The sequence below is a fragment of the Acinetobacter sp. ANC_7513 genome, from assembly GCF_056779915.1.
On the sequence record NZ_JBWYIW010000002.1, the window covers coordinates 216,576 to 236,099 of the forward strand.

At 40.9% G+C, this 19,524-nt stretch carries 17 protein-coding genes; 11 read left to right on the forward strand and 6 right to left on the reverse strand.

What is annotated here, in order from left to right:
* The first annotated feature begins 35 nt into the window (after positions 1–35).
* The 6 genes from AC1M9B_RS05005 to AC1M9B_RS05030 all read left to right on the forward strand — a co-directional run bounded on the left by AC1M9B_RS05005 (position 36) and on the right by AC1M9B_RS05030 (position 5,805).
* Positions 36–1,010 carry a sulfonate ABC transporter substrate-binding protein gene (locus AC1M9B_RS05005; protein ID WP_481591997.1) on the forward strand — a complete coding sequence of 325 codons (975 nt, stop codon included), beginning with the start codon at positions 36–38 and terminating at the stop codon, positions 1,008–1,010.
* A gap of 21 nt (positions 1,011–1,031) precedes the next feature.
* Positions 1,032–2,024 (forward strand): sulfonate ABC transporter substrate-binding protein, encoded by a 993-nt coding sequence (locus AC1M9B_RS05010; protein ID WP_481591998.1) that lies wholly within the window; start codon positions 1,032–1,034, stop codon positions 2,022–2,024.
* 21 nt (positions 2,025–2,045) lie between these two features.
* A complete protein-coding gene (gene ssuD, locus AC1M9B_RS05015; protein WP_180000329.1) occupies positions 2,046–3,221 on the forward strand; it encodes an FMNH2-dependent alkanesulfonate monooxygenase in 1,176 nt (391 codons plus the stop codon).
* Positions 3,222–3,274: 53 nt separating this feature from the next.
* Complete coding sequence (ssuC, locus tag AC1M9B_RS05020; protein WP_180000343.1) at positions 3,275–4,072, forward strand: aliphatic sulfonate ABC transporter permease SsuC; 798 nt, start codon at positions 3,275–3,277, stop codon at positions 4,070–4,072.
* Positions 4,073–4,080: 8 nt separating this feature from the next.
* Complete coding sequence (locus AC1M9B_RS05025; protein ID WP_035264921.1) at positions 4,081–4,875, forward strand: ABC transporter ATP-binding protein; 795 nt, start codon at positions 4,081–4,083, stop codon at positions 4,873–4,875.
* A 315-nt stretch (positions 4,876–5,190) separates the two neighbouring features.
* Positions 5,191–5,805 (forward strand): TetR family transcriptional regulator C-terminal domain-containing protein, encoded by a 615-nt coding sequence (locus tag AC1M9B_RS05030; RefSeq protein WP_481592000.1) that lies wholly within the window; start codon positions 5,191–5,193, stop codon positions 5,803–5,805.
* 77 nt (positions 5,806–5,882) lie between these two features.
* Here the strand turns inward: AC1M9B_RS05030 and AC1M9B_RS05035 are convergent, their stop codons facing one another.
* Positions 5,883–6,449 (reverse strand): 5'-methylthioadenosine/S-adenosylhomocysteine nucleosidase family protein, encoded by a 567-nt coding sequence (locus AC1M9B_RS05035; RefSeq protein ID WP_481608689.1) that lies wholly within the window; start codon positions 6,447–6,449, stop codon positions 5,883–5,885.
* Positions 6,450–6,566: 117 nt separating this feature from the next.
* Entirely contained in the window at positions 6,567–7,700 is a 1,134-nt protein-coding gene (locus AC1M9B_RS05040; RefSeq protein WP_481592002.1) for a TDT family transporter, read from the reverse strand.
* A 201-nt stretch (positions 7,701–7,901) separates the two neighbouring features.
* Between AC1M9B_RS05040 and ribF the strand changes: the two genes are divergently transcribed.
* From ribF to AC1M9B_RS05065, 5 genes are all read left to right on the forward strand, one after another.
* On the forward strand, positions 7,902–8,903 hold the full coding sequence (ribF, locus tag AC1M9B_RS05045) for a riboflavin biosynthesis protein RibF (protein WP_481592003.1): 1,002 nt from the start codon (positions 7,902–7,904) through the stop codon (positions 8,901–8,903).
* A gap of 61 nt (positions 8,904–8,964) precedes the next feature.
* Positions 8,965–11,811 (forward strand): isoleucine--tRNA ligase, encoded by a 2,847-nt coding sequence (ileS, locus tag AC1M9B_RS05050; RefSeq protein ID WP_481592004.1) that lies wholly within the window; start codon positions 8,965–8,967, stop codon positions 11,809–11,811.
* Positions 11,804–12,346, forward strand: a complete 543-nt coding sequence (lspA, locus tag AC1M9B_RS05055; protein ID WP_035270556.1) for a signal peptidase II — start codon at positions 11,804–11,806, stop codon at positions 12,344–12,346. The genes ileS and lspA overlap by 8 nt, the downstream gene beginning before the upstream one ends.
* On the forward strand, positions 12,339–12,821 hold the full coding sequence (locus AC1M9B_RS05060; RefSeq protein ID WP_481592005.1) for an FKBP-type peptidyl-prolyl cis-trans isomerase: 483 nt from the start codon (positions 12,339–12,341) through the stop codon (positions 12,819–12,821). Before lspA ends, AC1M9B_RS05060 begins: the two co-directional genes overlap by 8 nt.
* A gap of 120 nt (positions 12,822–12,941) precedes the next feature.
* Positions 12,942–13,484, forward strand: a complete 543-nt coding sequence (locus AC1M9B_RS05065; protein ID WP_481588750.1) for an NADPH-dependent FMN reductase — start codon at positions 12,942–12,944, stop codon at positions 13,482–13,484.
* Between the two features lie 135 nt (positions 13,485–13,619).
* Here the strand turns inward: AC1M9B_RS05065 and AC1M9B_RS05070 are convergent, their stop codons facing one another.
* From AC1M9B_RS05070 to tssM, 4 genes are read right to left on the reverse strand one after another with little or no spacing between them, the layout of a single operon-like run.
* On the reverse strand, positions 13,620–13,886 hold the full coding sequence (locus tag AC1M9B_RS05070) for a PAAR domain-containing protein (protein ID WP_092766603.1): 267 nt from the start codon (positions 13,884–13,886) through the stop codon (positions 13,620–13,622).
* Between the two features lie 23 nt (positions 13,887–13,909).
* Positions 13,910–14,668, reverse strand: coding sequence for an OmpA family protein (locus AC1M9B_RS05075; protein ID WP_092766604.1), 759 nt, complete (start codon positions 14,666–14,668; stop codon positions 13,910–13,912).
* Positions 14,668–15,627, reverse strand: a complete 960-nt coding sequence (gene tagF, locus AC1M9B_RS05080) for a type VI secretion system-associated protein TagF (RefSeq protein WP_481592006.1) — start codon at positions 15,625–15,627, stop codon at positions 14,668–14,670. The genes AC1M9B_RS05075 and tagF overlap by 1 nt, the downstream gene beginning before the upstream one ends.
* 43 nt (positions 15,628–15,670) lie before the next feature.
* On the reverse strand, positions 15,671–19,510 hold the full coding sequence (gene tssM, locus AC1M9B_RS05085) for a type VI secretion system membrane subunit TssM (protein ID WP_481608690.1): 3,840 nt from the start codon (positions 19,508–19,510) through the stop codon (positions 15,671–15,673).
* Positions 19,511–19,524: the final 14 nt, after the last annotated feature.

Consider the following 19,524-nt stretch of genomic DNA (forward strand, 5'->3'; position numbering starts at 1 on the left):
ATTTTTTTTATTTTTAAGTTTTCAGGATTTTCAATATGAGCAGCTTTAACGCTAATCTTTGGAAAAAAACACTCATTTTGTCTTCTGCGTTAACAGGTGCTTTGCTACTCACTGGTTGCGACTCAAAAAAAGAAGATAAAACCCAAGTGTTAAATATCGGTTATCAAAAATATGGCTTACTGCCCGTGATTAAAGAACGTGGTGAATTAGAAGCCGCTTTGAAGGATCAAAACATTCAAGTGAAATGGGTAGAGTTCCCAGGTGGACCACAACTGTTAGAAGGTTTGAATGTCGGCAGTGTTTCATTTGGTGAAGTCGGTGAAGCACCCCCTATTTTTGCCCAAGCAGCGAATTCAAATTTGGTTTATGTCGCAAATCAACCTGCGACTCCACGCGCTGAAGCGTTGATTGTTCAAAAAAATTCGAACATCAAAGATATTCAACAACTTAAAGGTAAGCGTGTAGCGTTAAACAAAGGTTCTAACGTTCATTATCTTCTCTTGAAGATCTTAGAAAAGAATCATTTGACGCTTGATGATATTGAAGTGGTTTACCTACCACCATCGGATGCTCGCGCAGCATTTGAGCGCGGTGCAGTCGATGCATGGGTAATCTGGGATCCGTTCTTTGCAGCGGCAGAGCATCAAATCGGCGCACGTGTTCTCGCTTCTGGCGAAGGGAATGCCAATAACTACCAGTTCTATATGGCTGATCGTAAGTTCGTTGAACAGAATCCTGAAATTATACAAACCGTTGTTCAAGAACTTAATGAAGCATCAGATTGGATTGCTTCCAATAAAGATGAAGCCGCTCAACTGCTCGTGAAGCCTACAGGCCTAGATTTCAAAATTCTTCAAACCTCAATTGGACGTATGAGCTTCGGCGTTTATCCAATTAGTACTGAAGTTGCTCAACATCAGCAAAAAGTTGCCGATGTATTCCATCAACAGAAGTTAATTCCAAACAAAATCAATATTCAGGCCGCAATTATTGCGCCTACACCCAAATAACAACATGAAAAGGTGATGAACATGACTCAACATCAATCAGGAAATACAGCACACACTTGGTTTAAAACCTCAAGTCATTCAATGACAACGATGCTATTTGCCTGTGCGATGTTGGGTTGCTCAGCTGCATGGGCTGTTGATCCCTCAGTGAAAGAATTACGCATTGGCTTCCAAAAATCTTCCGTAAATTTGGTGATTGCTCAACAGCAAAAACTGTTTGAGCAAGAATTTCCCAATGCCAAAATTACATGGAATGAGTTCCCTGGTGGTCCTCAAATTTTAGAAGCACTTGCAGTGGGTTCAGTGGATATTGGTGCAACAGGTGATACCCCCCCTGTTTATGCTCAAGCAGGAAACAAACCTTTGCATTACATTGCTTATGAGGCGGCGAAGCCTCTTTCTTCAGCAATCTTAGTGCCGCAAAAATCCAAAATTACTCAGCTTAAACACCTCAAAGGCAAGCGTGTCGCAGTACATCGTGGCTCTAGTTCACATTATCTATTGGTCCAAGCCGTCCGAAAAGCAGGTTTGCAATGGAGCGATGTAAAACCAATTTGGTTAAGTCCTGCTGATGCACGCGCAGCATTCCAAAAAGGTGCTGTTGATGCATGGGCCATTTGGGACCCGTATTACGCTGCTGCTGAACTTGAAGATAAAGCAAAAGTTTTGACCACTGGACAAGGGCTGAGCCCGAATTACACGTTCTATCTCGCTTCAGGCAAGTTTATCGACAAACATCCTCAAGCGATTTCAGGTGTCATTGAACAGATTAATCTTGCTGATAAATGGGTTCAAAAGAACTTAAAAACTACAGCAACGATTTTTGCCAAAACAACAGGTTTAAAGCCGAATGTGAGCCAAACCTTTGTTCAGCGCCGACCTCGTCCATCTTATGCAGCACCTTTAACCGCGAAAGTCATTGCAGATCAGCAACAACTGGCTGATCGCTTTGCTGAGCTCAAAATCATTCCTAAACCGATACAAATTAACCAAGTCGTATGGACTGGTCAGTAACTCATATTAAGGACTTAAGTAATGAAAATTTTCTGGTTTATTCCTACTCATGGTGATAGTCGCTACCTAGGTACAAGCAAAGGCGGACGTGTTGTCGACCATGCCTACATGAAACAAATCGCTGTGGCGGTGGATAATCTAGGTTATGAAGGTGTGCTTATCCCGACTGGTCGTTCTTGTGAAGATCCATGGTTGACTGCCGCAAGTTTAATTGATGCCACCAAAAATCTTAAATTTCTCGTTGCTTTGCGTCCAGGGGTAACCACTCCTGCACTGGCTGCACGTATGGCAGCAACCTTTGACCGTCTTTCAAATGGCCGTGTTCTATTGAACTTGGTCACTGGTGGTGATGAGCAAGAGTTAAAAGGTGACGGCGTCTATGAAGATCATAAAACGCGTTATAAAACTGCGACTGAATATACTACGATTTGGCGCGAAATTTTAAAACGCTCTCATACGGGTGAAAGCTTCACGTTCCATGGTGAACGTCTAAGCGTGGATGATGCAAAATTATTATATCCACCCGTCCAAAAACCTTATCCACCATTGTGGTTTGGTGGTTCTTCTGATGATGCTGTTGAACTGGCAACTGATCAAGTAGATACCTATTTAACTTGGGGAGAGCCTCCAGCAGCGGTTAAAGAAAAAATTGAAAATGTCCGCGCTAAGGCGGCAGCTAAAGGTCGCACCCTAGATTACGGTATTCGTTTACATGTCATCGTCCGCGAAACCAACGAGGAAGCATGGAGAGCTGCTGAAGAATTAATTCAGTATGTTGATGATGAAACCATCGCTGCGGCACAGAAAAAATTTAAACAAATGGACTCTGTTGGTCAACGTCGTATGGCTGAACTTCATAATGGAGATCGCTCGAAACTTGAAGTGTCACCAAACTTATGGGCTGGCGTAGGTCTCGTCCGTGGGGGTGCAGGCACGGCATTAGTAGGTGACCCTGAAACTGTGGCGGCACGTATCCAAGAATATGCAGATTTAGGCATTAATACCTTTATTTTCTCGGGTTATCCGCACCTTGAAGAATCAATTCGTTTTGCTGAATTGGTATTCCCTCTTCTACCATTAGAAACACGCAAAAAACTGACTCAACCGAATCTGACTGGACCTTTTGGTGAGATTGTCGCGAATAACTACACTCCTGAAGAAAATAAAAAAGGAGATCAGGTTCAGGAGCCGGCATGACAACAGCGGTAAATAAAACTCAAAAGCATTCTATCGTGTTGAGTAAAACCAAGGTGGTTAAAGCTGAAGGTTTTCTCTCTCGAGGAACCAAACAACTGGGGCAACGTTTGTTGCCTTGGTTAGTACCCATTTTCCTTATTGTGATTTGGCAACTGGCATCAGTCACTGGCATTTTAGAAAGCCGCGTCTTGCCTGCTCCAACCGCAGTGGTTTTGGCTTTTTGGCATCTATTGCTCAGTGGTGAACTGTGGACACATGTTCAAGTCAGTGCGGGACGTGCACTGATTGGCTTGCTGATTGGTGGTGGCTTAGGATTATTTTTAGGGTTGTTAAATGGCTCATCTAAAGTCGCCTCTACGTTACTCGACACGACCCTACAAATGATCCGTAATATTCCAGCTTTAGCTTTAATTCCATTGGTGATTCTATGGTTTGGAATTGACGAATCTGCCAAATTATTTTTGGTCGCGATTGGCGTGTTTTTCCCAATTTATATCAATACGTATCACGGTATCCGATCTGTAGATCCTCAGCTGATCGAGATGGGCAAGAGTTATGGTTTAACACGCTGGCAGTTATATAAAGAAATTATTTTACCAGGTGCTCTTCCTTCCATTTTAGTTGGTTTGCGCTTCGCACTAGGTTTAGTTTGGGTTCTGTTAATTGTGGCTGAAACCATCTCAGCACAAGCTGGAATTGGCTACATGACCATGAATGCGCGTGAATTTTTACAAACAGATGTCGTTTTAGTTGGGATTCTACTGTATGCCCTACTTGGTAAATTAGCGGATGTACTCGCGGTTGCCTTAGAAAAATATTTATTACGCTGGCATCCAGGCTATCAAAAATAGGAATGCGTATGACTGATTTAAGTATTTCAAATCTCGCTGATGAACATGTCATTCCAGATCATGCCAGATCAGCTCCACAAAAGATCGGTGCAGAAATCAATCTTGAACAACTGCACAAGTTCTATGGCAAAGTTAAAGTATTAGAGGATTTAGACCTACATATAGAACCTGGTGAATTTGTTGCCATTGTGGGTCGAAGTGGCTGTGGTAAGAGTACGTTGTTACGGTTAATCGCGGATTTAGAACAACCGAGTTATGGTGAGATTAAATTTAAATCTGCACTGAACTTTCGTGAAGGTATTACCGCTGATGACATCCGCGTCATGTTCCAAGATCCTCGCCTATTACCATGGAAAAGCATTTTAAAAAATGTGCAATTGGGCTTAGATAAATCCCAGCATGATAAGGCTGAAGCATTATTGGAAAAAGTTGGCTTAAATGAAAAAGCTGAACTTTGGCCTGCACAACTTTCAGGTGGACAACGTCAACGAGCAGCGCTAGCACGTGCCTTGTCTCATACCCCTCGAATACTATTACTTGATGAACCTTTGGGGGCTTTAGATGCGCTTACGCGTTTAGACATGCAAAATCTAATCGAGAAACTATGGTTAGAACAAGGCTTCACCACCATCTTAGTGACACATGATGTCAGTGAAGCAGTCCAGTTAGCAGATCGTATTATTTTGCTCGATAAAGGTCATATCGCACATCAGTTCAAAGTAGATTTACCACGACCGCGACAAAAAAATGTCAAATTTGCAGAGCTTGAACAACAAGTTTTAGAAGCCGTACTTTCAACTTAAGCGATACAAAATATGACATTCTGAATTGTTGAATAAGGTAAATGGAAGTGTCTAATTTTCGTCGGAAAATTAGACACTTTTCGTACTGATAAATGGCTTTTTTTAATTAAATTAAAAGATATTCTCGATCAGCATTTCCCACATGAGTAATATGTATTTGTTTATCAAATAGATTGTACATGTGTCTTATTATTAGTTTTATCACTTAACTACACAATTATTCTTCATATTCTTTTGCAAATGGCCTAATCCTTGTGCACAAATCGCACGTTTTGCCGTACAATTTGAGGTTCCTTTTTATAATTTACTGACGAGATGGAACAAAAGAAGAGTACGCAAAAACGTCAACAGCTTTTAGCTGCTGCATTAGATGTGTTTTCTGTGTATGGTTTTAGTGGTGCAAGCTTAGATGAAATTGCACAACTCGCGGAAATGCACAAATCGAATATTTTCTATTACTACGAAAATAAAGAAGCGCTCTATGTCGAAGTGCTGACTACAGTCATGCAAAAATGGTTAGCTCCACTGCAAATGTTGGAAGCTGATTTAGAGCCTGCTGAAGCGATTACGCAATATCTTATGCAAAAAATTGAGGTTTCCCGTACTCAACATAAAGCATCAAAATTATTTGCTTTAGAAATTATCCAAGGCGCACCACATATCCTGCCAATTTTGAAAGGTCCATTAAAAAAACTCTTCAAACGTAAATCTAAAGTGATTGCTACATGGCAAGAGCAAGGCAAAATATCAGACAAAATCGATCCTGAAGTTTTAATTATTAACCTTTGGGGAATCACACAGAACTATGCTGATTTTAGCACTCAAACTGAAATGGTGACGGGAAAAACCTTACGTAATCGCACCATGTATCAACGTACCATCGAGCATACGGTGCATATGATGCTATATGGTATTTTACCTCGCCCATAATTGGTTTCTCTAAATCTCTTCGAGATTGATCTCTGGCATACGACCATAGTTTCTATGGTCGCCAAAATCTTCAAAATCTAGTGTTCCATACTCTGATATAAAGCCAATAATTTTTGAGCGCCCAACAACAAGTTCTCCTCCCAATCTAAATGTGCGGTGTCGTTTGCCCCATCTGTAATGTATTTCACGGAAATCAAACGAACGCCAAGTTTCTTACATACTTTGGCGAGCGCATATCCTTCCATATCAACCAACTGACATGGCACCTTAGGCGCACCAGTTTCAAAGCTATCGCCAGTCCCACAAATGCCCTTGGGAAGATGTTGAAAATACGGCTCTAGGTTAATCGCTGCGGGAAATTCCTGATCCATCGGTGTAACACCAACTTCAAAGCCAAGCGGTGAAACATCCATATCTCGCTGTACAAATGTTGTTACTTCAACCAAGGAATGCGCATCAAAATGCGAACTTCCTGCTGTTCCTAAATTAAGCAAAGTTGTGCATCCCGTTTTTTGAATCACTTCAAAAGCTTTAAATGCTGCATTGACCTTACCAATACCACTGTAATGTACTGCAATATTTTCAGCTTCGAATAATCCTTTAGATTCGCTTGCTAAGGCCATAATTAGGGCTAGATCAGACATGCAGATACTCATTGACTAAATTATTGCTGCTCATTAAAAATCAAGGTTGAATAAACTGCAAACATAAAAAGCTGAGGCCTCGCTCAGCTTTTGATTTCAATCTATTTTATACATGTCTTAGACTTTATTTTCTAAATAGCTTTTTAGACACGGTGAGAATAATAAATGCCCGCGATAAAAGCCGACCAATGTTTTACTCATCACAATAAGCCAAAGCAAAACTAATAGCATTGTGAGCAAATAACCCAATTGATAAATGATGCCTACATTCAGCTGCTCAGCTAAACTCAAGACCGCTAAGCTGAATACCCCCAGTGGAAAAGTCAGTCCCCACCAACCTAAGTTAAAAGGCAAACCTTGCTTGGCATGATGATAAGTGGTTAACACTGCAATCCCGAACCACCACAGCCCAAAGCCTAATAAAATCAGACTAGCAAAAATGCCACCTTGCTGTAAGAACTCCCCTAACCCTGCTAAGCCTACACTGGCAAGAATAGTTGGTGCTTGTGCACCCAGTAATAGTAAGGCCAGTGCCCCTGTACCAATTGGACCTAAAGCCAACCAACTGCTCATGGCTAATTCTTTCGGTGGTAGTCGATGTAGTGCAAGACGTAACATCAAAATACTCAAAATCGCAAATGCCGGTAAAACTGACATCCCCCAAAGGATATAGCTGCCCAATAATATTCCCACACTGTGTGTCGTTGCTGGTAAATGTGCGAGTAACACGCCACCACTACTGGCTGCGACTTCACAAGCCACAATTGGCAACAACCAAACAGCAGTCATGCTTTTTAGTTCATGTTGTTGTCGTTGATACATGATAAAAGGCACGAACCAAGCAATTGCAACCGCCAAAATCACATCGACATACCATAAGCTTTCCGCCAAACGTAATGCCTGTTCACCATAGATAGGTTGACCATATTTCACCAGTCCATTGATGATGGTTGCCAATGCCATAGGAATAGCACCGAAAAACAAACTCATCATCGGATGTTGAAAAATCTGCTTTGCCTCATTGGTATACAAGATCCATCGTAACAGATAGAGGCTACTAAACAGTAAAAATAGGCCAATGTTCACATACCATAAAGTCTTCCCAAGCTGCCATGTCAGTCCTTTCAACACTGGAAATTCTGATATAATCAGTGCAACCACACCTGTCCCCATACTCACCGTAAACCAGTTTGGTGTAAAATGACGGATCACATCAGACACTTGTGTCAAATCTTGAAAAAGTCCGCGCATGGTTGATTCCATAGCCTTGAAGATAAAAACAGCATAATCCAATTCCATAATAAGAAAAATTGATTAATATTTATTTTTAAAATAAATTTTATTGATATAAAAATCTGCAATGAAAGTATTGAATAAAAACACAACAACAAGACGAAACTGTGAGAATATGGCAATATATAGCCCAAATTAATTTTAGTCACCATTTCGCCCATGAAGCTACTCCGTCTGAATGCTTTAGCGCCCAACTTTCAATTGCCCAAAACTGCCGTCACCATTGGCAATTTTGATGGTGTTCATTTGGGTCATCAGGCGATGGTTCAGCAATTAAAAGACATAGCACAACAACAAGATTTAAAAACTGTGGTGATGATTTTTGAACCACAGCCTTTAGAATATTTTAAAAGTTACGACGCACCACCACGAATTAGTTCATTACGTGAAAAAGTGGAACATTTGGCTGCACTTGGTATCGACTACATTGTTGTTGCCAAATTTGATGACACATTCCGTAATTTAAGTGCGGAAGAGTTTGCTGATATTTTAAAATACAAGCTGAATACCCAAAGCCTAGTACTCGGTGAAGATCATCATTTTGGTAAAAACCGACAAGGTAATAGCCAATTCTTGCGCGATTATGGTTTTCAAGTCACCGATTTAAATAACGTTGAACTGAATGGCGAGCGTATTAGCTCTACCTTAATACGCCAAACTTTGGCTACAGGGGACCTTAAAAAAGCTGCGGAGCTACTTGGTCGCCCGTATAGCATTACGGGTCGTGTTCAATATGGTGATCAAATCGGTCGCACCATTAACTTTCCAACTATCAATGTTCGTCTAAACCGCCATAAGCCCTGTTTACATGGTATCTATGGTGTTGAAGTGATTTGTGAAACAGAATCGTTAAAAGACAAAGTTCGCAATGAAAATGCCGAATATCCAGGTATCGCTGGTTATGAGTCTACAGCCCTTTTCGGTGCAGGACATGTCGGCACCCGACCAGCCATCCAACAGGAACATCCAGAGTGGCGATTAGAAGTACATTTCCCTGATGTTTCTGCTAATCTGTATGGCCTGTTAATGCGGGTAACATTTTTGAACTTTGTTCACGGCGAAAAGAATTATCCTTCGCTAGAAGCACTCAAAGCTGGGATCGATGATGATGTTGAGCAACTGCTTGAGTTTCGCCGAAATAACCCCAACTTTCCTTATTAATACTCCTTAATTTTTGTAAAACGCGTCAGCTTTAGACTGATTAAATTGGAAGACAACTTGCATGAGCGATAAGCAAACTCCTGAAAATGCAGTGGACTATAAAGCCACGCTAAACCTCCCAGGTACTGACTTTGCGATGAAAGCAAATCTCGCAGTACGTGAAGCGAAATGGTTAGAAGAGTGGTATGCCGACAACATTTATCAGCAGATTCGTGCGTCGCGTATTGGCAAGAAAAAATATGTGCTTCATGACGGCCCTCCTTATGCGAATGGTCAAATTCACTTAGGTCATGCGGTTAACAAAGTCTTAAAAGACATCATCATTAAAAGCCGAGTAATGGATGGTTTTGATGCACCATACGTACCGGGTTGGGACTGTCACGGTCTGCCAATCGAGCTTAAAGTTGAAGAAAAAGTCGGTAAAGTCGGCGTAAAAGTAGATGCTTCTACATTCCGTAAAGCCTGCCGTGAATATGCTTACACACAAGTTGAACTGCAAAAGAAAGACTTCGTGCGTATGGGCGTGTTTGGTGATTGGGACAATCCGTACTTAACGATGAACTTCAAACAAGAAGCCGACATCGTGCGTTCATTGGGTGCTATTGCCAAAGCAGGTCATATCGAACCAGGTCTTAAACCCGTCAACTGGTGTTTAGACTGTGGTTCATCATTGGCTGAAGCTGAAGTTGAATACGAAGATAAAAAATCAGACGCAATTGATGTGGGTTTCAGCGTTGTTGATTTAGCTGACCTTTCTGCACGTTTGGGTGTAGACATTGCTGAACGTACCGACATCGTGATCTGGACCACAACACCTTGGACCATGCCTGCCAACCAAGCGGTTGCGCTTCATGCTGATCTCGAATATCAACTTGTTAAAGCAACAGGTGAAGACAAAGCACCTCAAAACTTCATTCTTGCGAAATCATTGGTTGAATCAGCTACTCAGCGTTATGGTTTTACTGCATTTGAAGTCATTGCAGAATTCACTGGTGCAAAACTTGAAAACCTTGTTCTGCAACACCCACTGATCGCTGAACGCCAAGTGCCTGTAATCTTAGGTGAGCACGTGACTGACGGTAGCGGTACAGGTGCTGTACATACTGCACCAGGTCATGGTGTAGACGACTATAAAGTTGGCTTACAGTACAACTTAAAAGTTGAAAACCCAGTCGGTGGTAATGGTGTGTATCTACCAACTTCGCCACTCTTTGCAGGCGAGCACATCTACAAAGCCAATCCAAAAATTATTGAAGCATTGACTGAAGCAGGCAAACTTTGGGCACATGTTGTGATTAAACATAGCTACCCACATTGCTGGCGCCATAAAACACCGATTATCTTCCGTGCAACACCACAATGGTTCATCAGCATGGATGCCCAAGGTCTACGCCAAGGTGCATTGAACGCGATTGAAAATGATATTGAGTTTGTACCAGATTGGGGTAAAAACCGTATTCAAGCGATGATCGAAGGTCGCCCAGATTGGTGTATCTCTCGCCAACGTACTTGGGGTGTGCCAATTCCATTCTTCGTTCATAAAGATACTAACGAGTTACACCCTCGTACACCTGAATTGATTGAAGAAGTTGCGAAGTTAATCGAGCAAGAAGGTATTGATGGTTGGTATAACCGTGATGCACGCGAATTCATCGGTGATGATGCAGATTGCTATAACGCTGTTCGAGATACTTTAGACGTATGGTTCGATTCAGGTACAACACACTTTGCAGTCCTTCGTGAACGTGAAGAGCTACAAGACCCTGCTGATTTGTACCTTGAAGGTTCAGACCAACACCGTGGTTGGTTCCAATCTTCATTGTTGACTTCAATGGCAATCAACGAACGCGCACCGTATAAAGGCTTGTTGACACACGGCTTCGTGGTCGATGAGAAAGGCCGTAAGATGTCGAAATCGATCGGTAACGTCATCACACCGCAAGACATCATTAAAGATATGGGTGCTGATGGCCTTCGTTTCTGGATTGCATCTGCAGACTACCGTTATGAAATGACCGCAGGTAAAGAAATCTTTAACCGTGCCTCAGACGGTTACCGTCGTATTCGTAACACATTGCGTTTCTTGTTAGCAAACTTAAATGGTTTCCAACCTGCGACTGATTGCTTAGCGATTGATGATTTGATTGCACTTGATCAATACATCTTGCAACGTGCTTCAGAAGTGCAAGAAACCATTAAGAAAGCTTACGAAGATATGAACTTCCATATCGTGACAAGTGCGCTGACGAATTTCTGTATCAACGATTTAGGTGGTTTCTACCTAGACATTATCAAAGACCGTCAGTACACCACCAAAGCAGATTCTCAAGCACGCCGTTCTGCACAAACTGCGTTGTACCATTTGGTTCAAGCATTTGTACGTTGGATGGCACCTATTTTAACGTTCACCGCACAAGAAGCTTGGCCATTGATTCCCGGTCAAACTGAGAAATATGTCTTCACTGCTGAATGGTATGATATTCCGACTGCATCAAGTGCCAATGTCGTATCAGAAACTGAATGGCAAACATTGATCAATGTGAAATCGGCAGTGAATAAGTTTATCGAGGCAGCACGTGGTGCGAAAACTGTGGGTTCAAACTTGTCTGCTAAGGTTGAGCTTTGGGCGAATGATGAACTTAAAGCCGTTCTAGACAAATTAGGCGATGAACTTCGTTTCGTTCTCATTACTTCACAAGTGATGGTCAATAGTTTCGATGCAGCACAAGGTGAAGTATCTGACTTAGAAGGCTTGAATGTGAAAGTTTCTGCTGCTGACGGCGAAAAATGCGTTCGTTGCTGGCATGTTCTGCCTGATGTGAATACACATCCATCACATCCAGGACTATGTGGTCGTTGTATTATTAACCTCCCTACAGGTCAAGGCGAAGAGAGAAAATATGCCTAATCCACAAAATAATAAAAAAGGTTTATTCCAATTCTATCCCCACAATTTGTGGTGGATAGGATTGTCTATTGTTGCCATTATTTTGGATCAATGGACTAAATGGATAGCAAGTACACATCTGACTTATGCAGACCCTGTACCTGTTTTACCTTTTTTAAATTGGACATTATTACATAACTACGGCGCTGCCTTTAGTTTCTTGTCCGATGCCGGTGGATGGCAACGTTATTTCTTTACATCACTTGCAGGAATTGTCTCGGTTATTTTTGTGTTTTGGATTATGCGTATGCCAAAAAACATGAAAGTATTGCCTTTAGCCATCGCACTCATCTTAGGTGGGGCGATTGGTAATCTTATTGATCGAGTAAGTTTAGGCTATGTTGTAGATTTTATTCATGTCTACTATAACAATAGCCACTTCCCTGCTTTTAACCTTGCAGATAGTGCCATTACTTTAGGTACCATCTTAATGCTGATCGATACTTTTTTCTTAGAGAAACATCGTATTCAACGTGCGGAAGCGCAAAATGACTGATTTTATTAATCCAAATGAAGATACTCGCATTGAAGCGGGTTCAAAAGTACATTTACACTTTTCAGTAGCCATTGAAAATGGTGTTGAAATTGATAATACCCGTAGTCGCGAAGAACCTGTAAGCCTCGTGATAGGTGATGGCAGCTTATTGCCTGGTTTTGAAAAAGCTTTATTTGGCTTACGCGCGGGTGACCGTCGTACAGTAAGTTTACCTGCTGAAGATGCTTTTGGCCCTTGGAACCAAGAGAACGTGCAAAAATTTGATACTGTTAAATTTGAGCAACGTCCTGCTGAAGGTCAAATGATTGAGTTTGAAGATAAAGCAAAGCAGTCATTATATGGTGTGGTTAAATCGGTTGATGATGATATCACTGAGGTCGACTTTAACCATCCGCTTGCTGGTAAGGACATTACTTTTGAAGTTGAAATTTTCAAAGTAACACCAGCAGGTCAGCAAGGCATCAAAATTATGTAATGCCTGATTCGTACATAAAAAAGCGCCTTATGGCGCTTTTTTTTAGATACATTTTCGATCTACCTTTTTTAAAAAAAACATTTTAAAGTCAGTGTGATAACAGTTAGAAGGATAAATTTGGTGAATATTCAAATTATTGTGGGAAGCATTCGAGAAGGCCGCACAGCCATTAAAGTTGCAAATTGGGTTCAAAACACGATTTCATCATATAACTACAGCACGATTAAGACAGAAATTGTGGACTTAAAAGAATGGGATTTACCGTTTTTCGCTGGAGCAAATCCACCACTAACGGGTATATATGATCAACCTAAGCAACAAGAATGGGCTGCTCAAATCGCGAAAGGTGATGCATTTATATTTATTAGTCCTGAATATAATCATGGATACAGCCCTGCACTTAAAAATGCACTCGACTATTTAGGTAAAGAGTGGAATGGAAAACCTGCTGCTTATGTCAGTTATGGCGGTAGTAATGGCTCTCGCTCTATCGATCAAATCCGTCAAGTTGCTACGCAATTAGGTTTAGTCGACTCAAATGCCGTGGTTGAGATTCGCGATATTTTTGCACGCAATCGCAATGAAACATTCGAAGGCAATGAATTCGATGACAAAGCGCTTAAATCTGCGTTTGATAAAATTGTGCAATATGTAAGTGCGTAATAATCATCTTCAGATCATCAGTAGGTGCGCGATTACAAATACCGAAGACACTTTGATCGAGATAAAATTATAGTTGAAAAAGTGAACCCTCTAAAATTAGAGGGTTCTTTTTAGATACAGATCCCAATGAATTAACTAATTTTGTCCAACCGTTAAACTTTGATTCCCTATACATTTGCATCCACATGCCAAAGGTGAATTATGCTGTGCGGCGGGTTTTCCCATAATAACCATTTTGCTGTCACCCGCAACAATTGTCGTCACCGTTTTATGTTTAGGACAGGTGGCCTTATCCCCTACACAAGCAACTGGCTTACCTTCGATTAAGAAAGAACTATTTGCTGAAATAACCTGCCCACCACCAGTGGTTGGAGAGCCAATCGTAATATAAGGGAAAGCCATACACTTGTTCCTTTTATAATATTTTATTGAACTTCAAACTCGATTCTTCGATTTTTCTTACGACCCTCTTCCGTTGCATTGTCTGCAACAGGTTCATCAGCACCCATACCCGCTGTACTTAATCGTGAAGGTGAAATATTCTTGGCAATCAAATATTGTTTTACTGCATCCGCACGTTGCAAGCTCAATTCTTTGTTTTTCTGTGGATTACCTTGACTGTCAGTATGTCCGATGATTTTGACATTTTTGCCTTGAACTTTGTTTAGCGCAACCACCATTTCGTCTAAAATTTGTGTGCCTGCTGGTAAAAGTGTGGCACTTCCAGAAGCAAATTCAATAATTCGATTTTTTAAAGCATTATCAATGATGGCTTGTTCTGCATGATTCACAGATAACTGTGCATTAAAGCGATAAGGTGCCACAACTAAATTTTGAAATGTATTTTGAGTCGGTACGATATCATTTTGATTGAGGACTTTACCTGTGAGCTCAACTTGTGTTCCTCTTACACTCAATTTTCCTTGAGAAACTTTTTTAAGATCAGGTGTAATGACTTGTGTCACGGAATCACTCCATCCATTGGGTGCAGTGACAGGACGAACCTGAATTTTATCGATAATTTGGTCTTGGCTATAGACCACTTTCATTTTATTCAATATGGCCTGTTTGCTCATCTCGTTAGGAACAACTCCCTCAACGATAATTTCTTTCGCAAACGATATAACACTTATACTCAATATCGAACTAAGCAATGAAATCTTTAATAAGGTTTTCTTCATCATTATTCTTCTATAAAAGTCTGTCGGAATAATTTCATTCCTTGATTTAAACTTAACTGTCGTTCGCACAAAGATTGCTCGAGTGCAGCAAGACCTGCATTTTGCTCCAAATAGCGATCAATCCACTGTGCTTGTACCAATGAAACCCAATGTTCAGAGCTTAAGTTCTGATTGAAAATATCACTTAATGCTTCAATATCTGCGCCCTGAAAGCCAAATAATAAAACTGGACGTTCTGAATGAAGAATACCAATTAACACTTCGGTATTATGTTTTGGCAAAAATCTTGCGATTAAACTAACCCAGAATGCTGCGATTTCATAACAAAAACTAGGGTTGTGAATCGGTAAAATTAACACCTTATTCAGTTTACTCGTTCCATTTTTTAATACAGGTTGGAGTAAAAGACCTAGTCCAATCATGCTTTGTGCAAGCTCATAGACCGATATTTTCATCATTTGTGCAAACGAATGCATGGTATGATTTTCAAAAAAAGCGGTTGATTCAGTTACATCAAGAACTTGAATTTCTTTTTTGAGCTGAGCCAGTTTTTCGATTAAATCATCAGCATCTCGAATTTGACGAATCACACGGTTTCTTTGAAATAAGTCAATCAAAACTGGCTTATAGCTATAAGGTGCATAGAGCAAATTTTGGTAGGGTGCATCCACTTCCAATAAGTGACTCAACACCATAGGAAACTGACGACCTGAGCTGTCTTTGCTGGTCACTAAGTTTGCAACCAAGAACATATTTTCACGCGGATTGGCAATAAAGAAATCTAATGATGCCAAACTTTGATAATTTTGATCGAAATTTGGATTTCTCATTGCCATTTCAAGCGCTTCAGTAATCCACTGATCAATCACTTGAATCAAAGAATACTGTCCTTTGGTTTTCAGAAAATCGCCACGAGCAGGACTCTTACCATAGTACAAAGGCGTTGTTTTCACACTGTACATATCGCCTCCTACTGATGATCCATCTTAAGTTGTACTCCATACATCATGGCTGTGCTCCTTGTGTTGCATTTTGCAATGCCGTATTCGTTGAATTCTCAGCTTGAGGTGCTGGTGTTGGTGCCTTTTGAGCAGATACCACACGTGCTGTCGCCTTGTTGGTCGTCACCTTATCAACCAATTGCAAACCGTTTAAATCACGATTAGAACCAACGCCTGTTCCACCTTGACCTGAATTCCCACTGATCAAACGAAAGTTTACTTTTACCGCTAATGATGGTTGTTGAACACTTGCCCAAGTCATTTCGATGACACCATTTTGATCACGACGTTGCGAAGAGTCGATCAAACGATTGATCCCGTATTCACCTGGTGCATCAAAAATCGTATGCGTTTTCCCTTCGAGATCGACTGCAGTAATACGTGCTCCAGGAATAGCACCAGTATTCGGCCAAACAAAGTTCACCCACTGTTGGATACCATTTTCAAAGACCATACGTTGACCATCAATATCAATCGTATAAGACAGCAACTGTGGATTAGACAATGGATAGAATTGGAAGTTGGACTGATTGGTCGCAGCAGGAGCAGAACCTTGTGACAAAGTACCTGTAGCTACACCGTTAAGTGGTGAAACATAGCGTTGGAAACTCATCACAAATTGTGGATTCAAGATAATGCCTTGGTCTTTCCACGTTTTAGAAGTCAGTGTGTAGCCACGACGAATCACAAATGGATCGAGCGTTTCTTTAACAAAATTGGCAATACTACCGCCCTCACCGAAGATTTGACCGATTTCACTACTCGTCGCTTGGATTGAAGCCGAGGTATTGAATGGAACCTTTTGGCTCAGAGTCTGATTAAACGGTTGATAAGCTTGCATCACCCATAATTTATTAATCTCATCTTGTGCTGGCGTGATTAAGCTTGCAAAGGATTGTGTCAGTGGACTCACCAAAAGCTTTTGAATGAGCTTATTGTCAATATCATTCAGACCGACCGTCAGTTTTTCATCGACAAGTTTTTGCGTAGTATTAAATACTGAGGTTTGTTCATTGATGGTTTGTTTTACCAAAGCCATCGCATTTGGGCCAATATCCCCTGCATTTCGGAGATCATTAAACTTACTGCGTACCTGTGCGAGATTTTCTAAATACTCATCAAGTAATGATTTATTTTGCTGATCATCACGTTTACGAACCAACTGATAAAAAACGTTAAATTCTTTTGAGATAGCACCTTGGGCGCGCTCAGCTGCACGTTGAATTTCATTGGTATTATCTTGACGAAGAACCTTACGTTTAAACCAAGCGATAAATCCTGTTTGTGGAGCCGCCAATTCCGCTTGAACCACAGGGTTATCCCAATTGGTTTCTTTCGCTGTATGCTCAATGAGCAAACGTATCGGGGAGTTTTGAGGCTCACCCAATAAATCTATTGTTTTATGTTGCTGGGCAAAATCAGGTTGTTTTGCGTAATAAATTCCATTCAAGAATTTACGCCACTCTGCGATATATTCTTTCTTATAGAGTTCAGTCAGCTGCTTACGAATTTGATCTGGACTACCACTAAAGGTGAGGTCATCTGATTGATTGCTGTTCAACACCCAGTCACGACTGTCTGTCGGACTATTCGCAGCTTCATCAATGGCTTGATCGATATATTCGTTCCATGCCTTATATGTAAATACCCCAGGAAGAGCATAAGAACCTAATACGGCACTACGATTGTTCTCACCTACAATTTGAGCTGCTGTCACTGCTGGATATCGTACAGCAGCACGCATTTTGATCTCATTATAAACTCGATCACGTGCTGGCATCCCCTTCATCACCGCCAACAATACTTGTCGGCTTTGATCAACCAATTGCGCATCCGCTGACAACTGTGGGAATTTTGGATCATTCGCCAATGTCATGGTATAGGTCAGCACCTGCTCCGCTTTTTGGATCATTTCACCACGTGGCATTTGTCCACGATTGGCATCTAACCATGAACGCCAAAAGCGCGTAACCTGATCACTCAGATGACTTGCTTCCATATATTTTGAATTGCTCATCATCAAATAAGCTTTCAATGCGTTGTAAGCATCTTGGGGATTCGAATCAGAAGGTTCCAAAGCATTTTGTGCAGGTTTCGCCGCTACTTGCTGAATTTCAACATTAACGTGATTTTCTTTTAGTGTCACTTCATTATTTTTTACACGTTGCAAGAACTGACCAATATTTTGTTGAGATGGTTCTAAAACAATTTGTCGCACACCATTTAAATATTCGGTTTTAAGTTTTTCCCGCAGATCATTGCCTTGATACAAACCAAAGCCAAACTTTAATGGACGATCTTCTTCAAATTGATCTAACTGTTCTAAACGCTGTTGTAAAATTAGTAACGAGTCGAGCTGTGTCGCCAAATGCTGACCTGATGCCTGCTCCATTTGCATCACTTTATTCAGATCAGCTTGAACATCTGCGATCAACTGTTGATTGTTACGGTAAGACCACACCCACAGGCCTAAAATTACAGATACCCCAAGTAAAGCTGCAATAAAACTCAAATAACGTTGGCGCTTTTTCGCCGGGTTAATATGTTGCTTCACCAAGTTTTTATCTTTCAGAATGACATCTGAAAATAATCCCTTTAAGAAATACCCATGATTCTGTGATACAGAATTTTGTGGAATACCATGTTCGCTGTTCGGAATTTTCTGAAGTCTAAATTCTTGAGCAATTTGCTCCGTCATTGGACTCTCGATCGTTCCTTCTTGTAAGGCACTGGTGAAGTAAAAACCACGGAATACAGGTTTGAACTGATACGGATTTTCCTCAAATAGTGTTCCTATAAAAGTTTTGAGTGCTGGTTTTAAAGTCTTAAACTCAAGCGGAAAAGTCATCACACTTGGTGAGATATTCTGTGCATGACGGCGACTTAAATGAGTCGTACTTACGCTTTTCAATCCATCATACAAAATATTGTAATGATGCTCGAATAGATCAACAGCATTTTCAGATGAATCTGGATTATAAGGCAGCGTTGCTCCCCAAACTTGGTCAAATTCATCCTGATCATAACAATCAAAAAACTCAGTGAATCCTGCGATCAAATCCATTTTAGAAAACACCAAATACACAGGTGCAAAGATTTCTAAACGTTCCGTCAAATCTTGTATACGTGCTCTCAAGTTTTTAGCGAGTTTCAAAGATTTTTCAGGACTTTGGCTAACTAACTCGGCAATACTGACGGTGACAATCAGTCCATTAATCGGCGCTTTAGATCTATTTTTTTTGAGCAAGTTCAAAAAACCAATCCATTCAGAGTGATCTTCTGCATAGACTGAGTAACGACCAGCAGTATCTAACAACACCCCTTCTGTTGAGAAAAACCAGTCGCAATTACGTGTTCCACTCAAACCTGAAGACACTGCATTTTTATGCGTTTCTTCGAATGGGAACTTTAAGCCCGAGTTATAAATGGCAGAACTCTTACCGGCAGCAGGGTTACCAATGACCATATACCAAGGCAACTCATATAGCGCTGCATTCCCTTTTTTATCACCCAGCTTTGACTTACGAATGAGCTGAATTGAATCCTTCATCTGTTGATGAACCAATTGTAGTTCATCTTTATCCTTCTGCTTACCATACTCAGCTTGGGTATCTTTTTCGATTGCTTCCGCCAATTCTTCCCCTTGCTTCTCATAGCGTTTGCGTTGAATGAACCAATAGATTCCATAACCGATTAGACCCAGTACATAAGCCACCGCAAGCGGCCAGAAATACTGTCTAGGTATCGTGTGATAGGCAGACACTAAGGCAACAAACAATGACAATGCAATGATTGCCTTTGGGTTTGAAACGTACTGCCATACATAGCCTAATATCGTGTGCATTGTATTCTCATTTT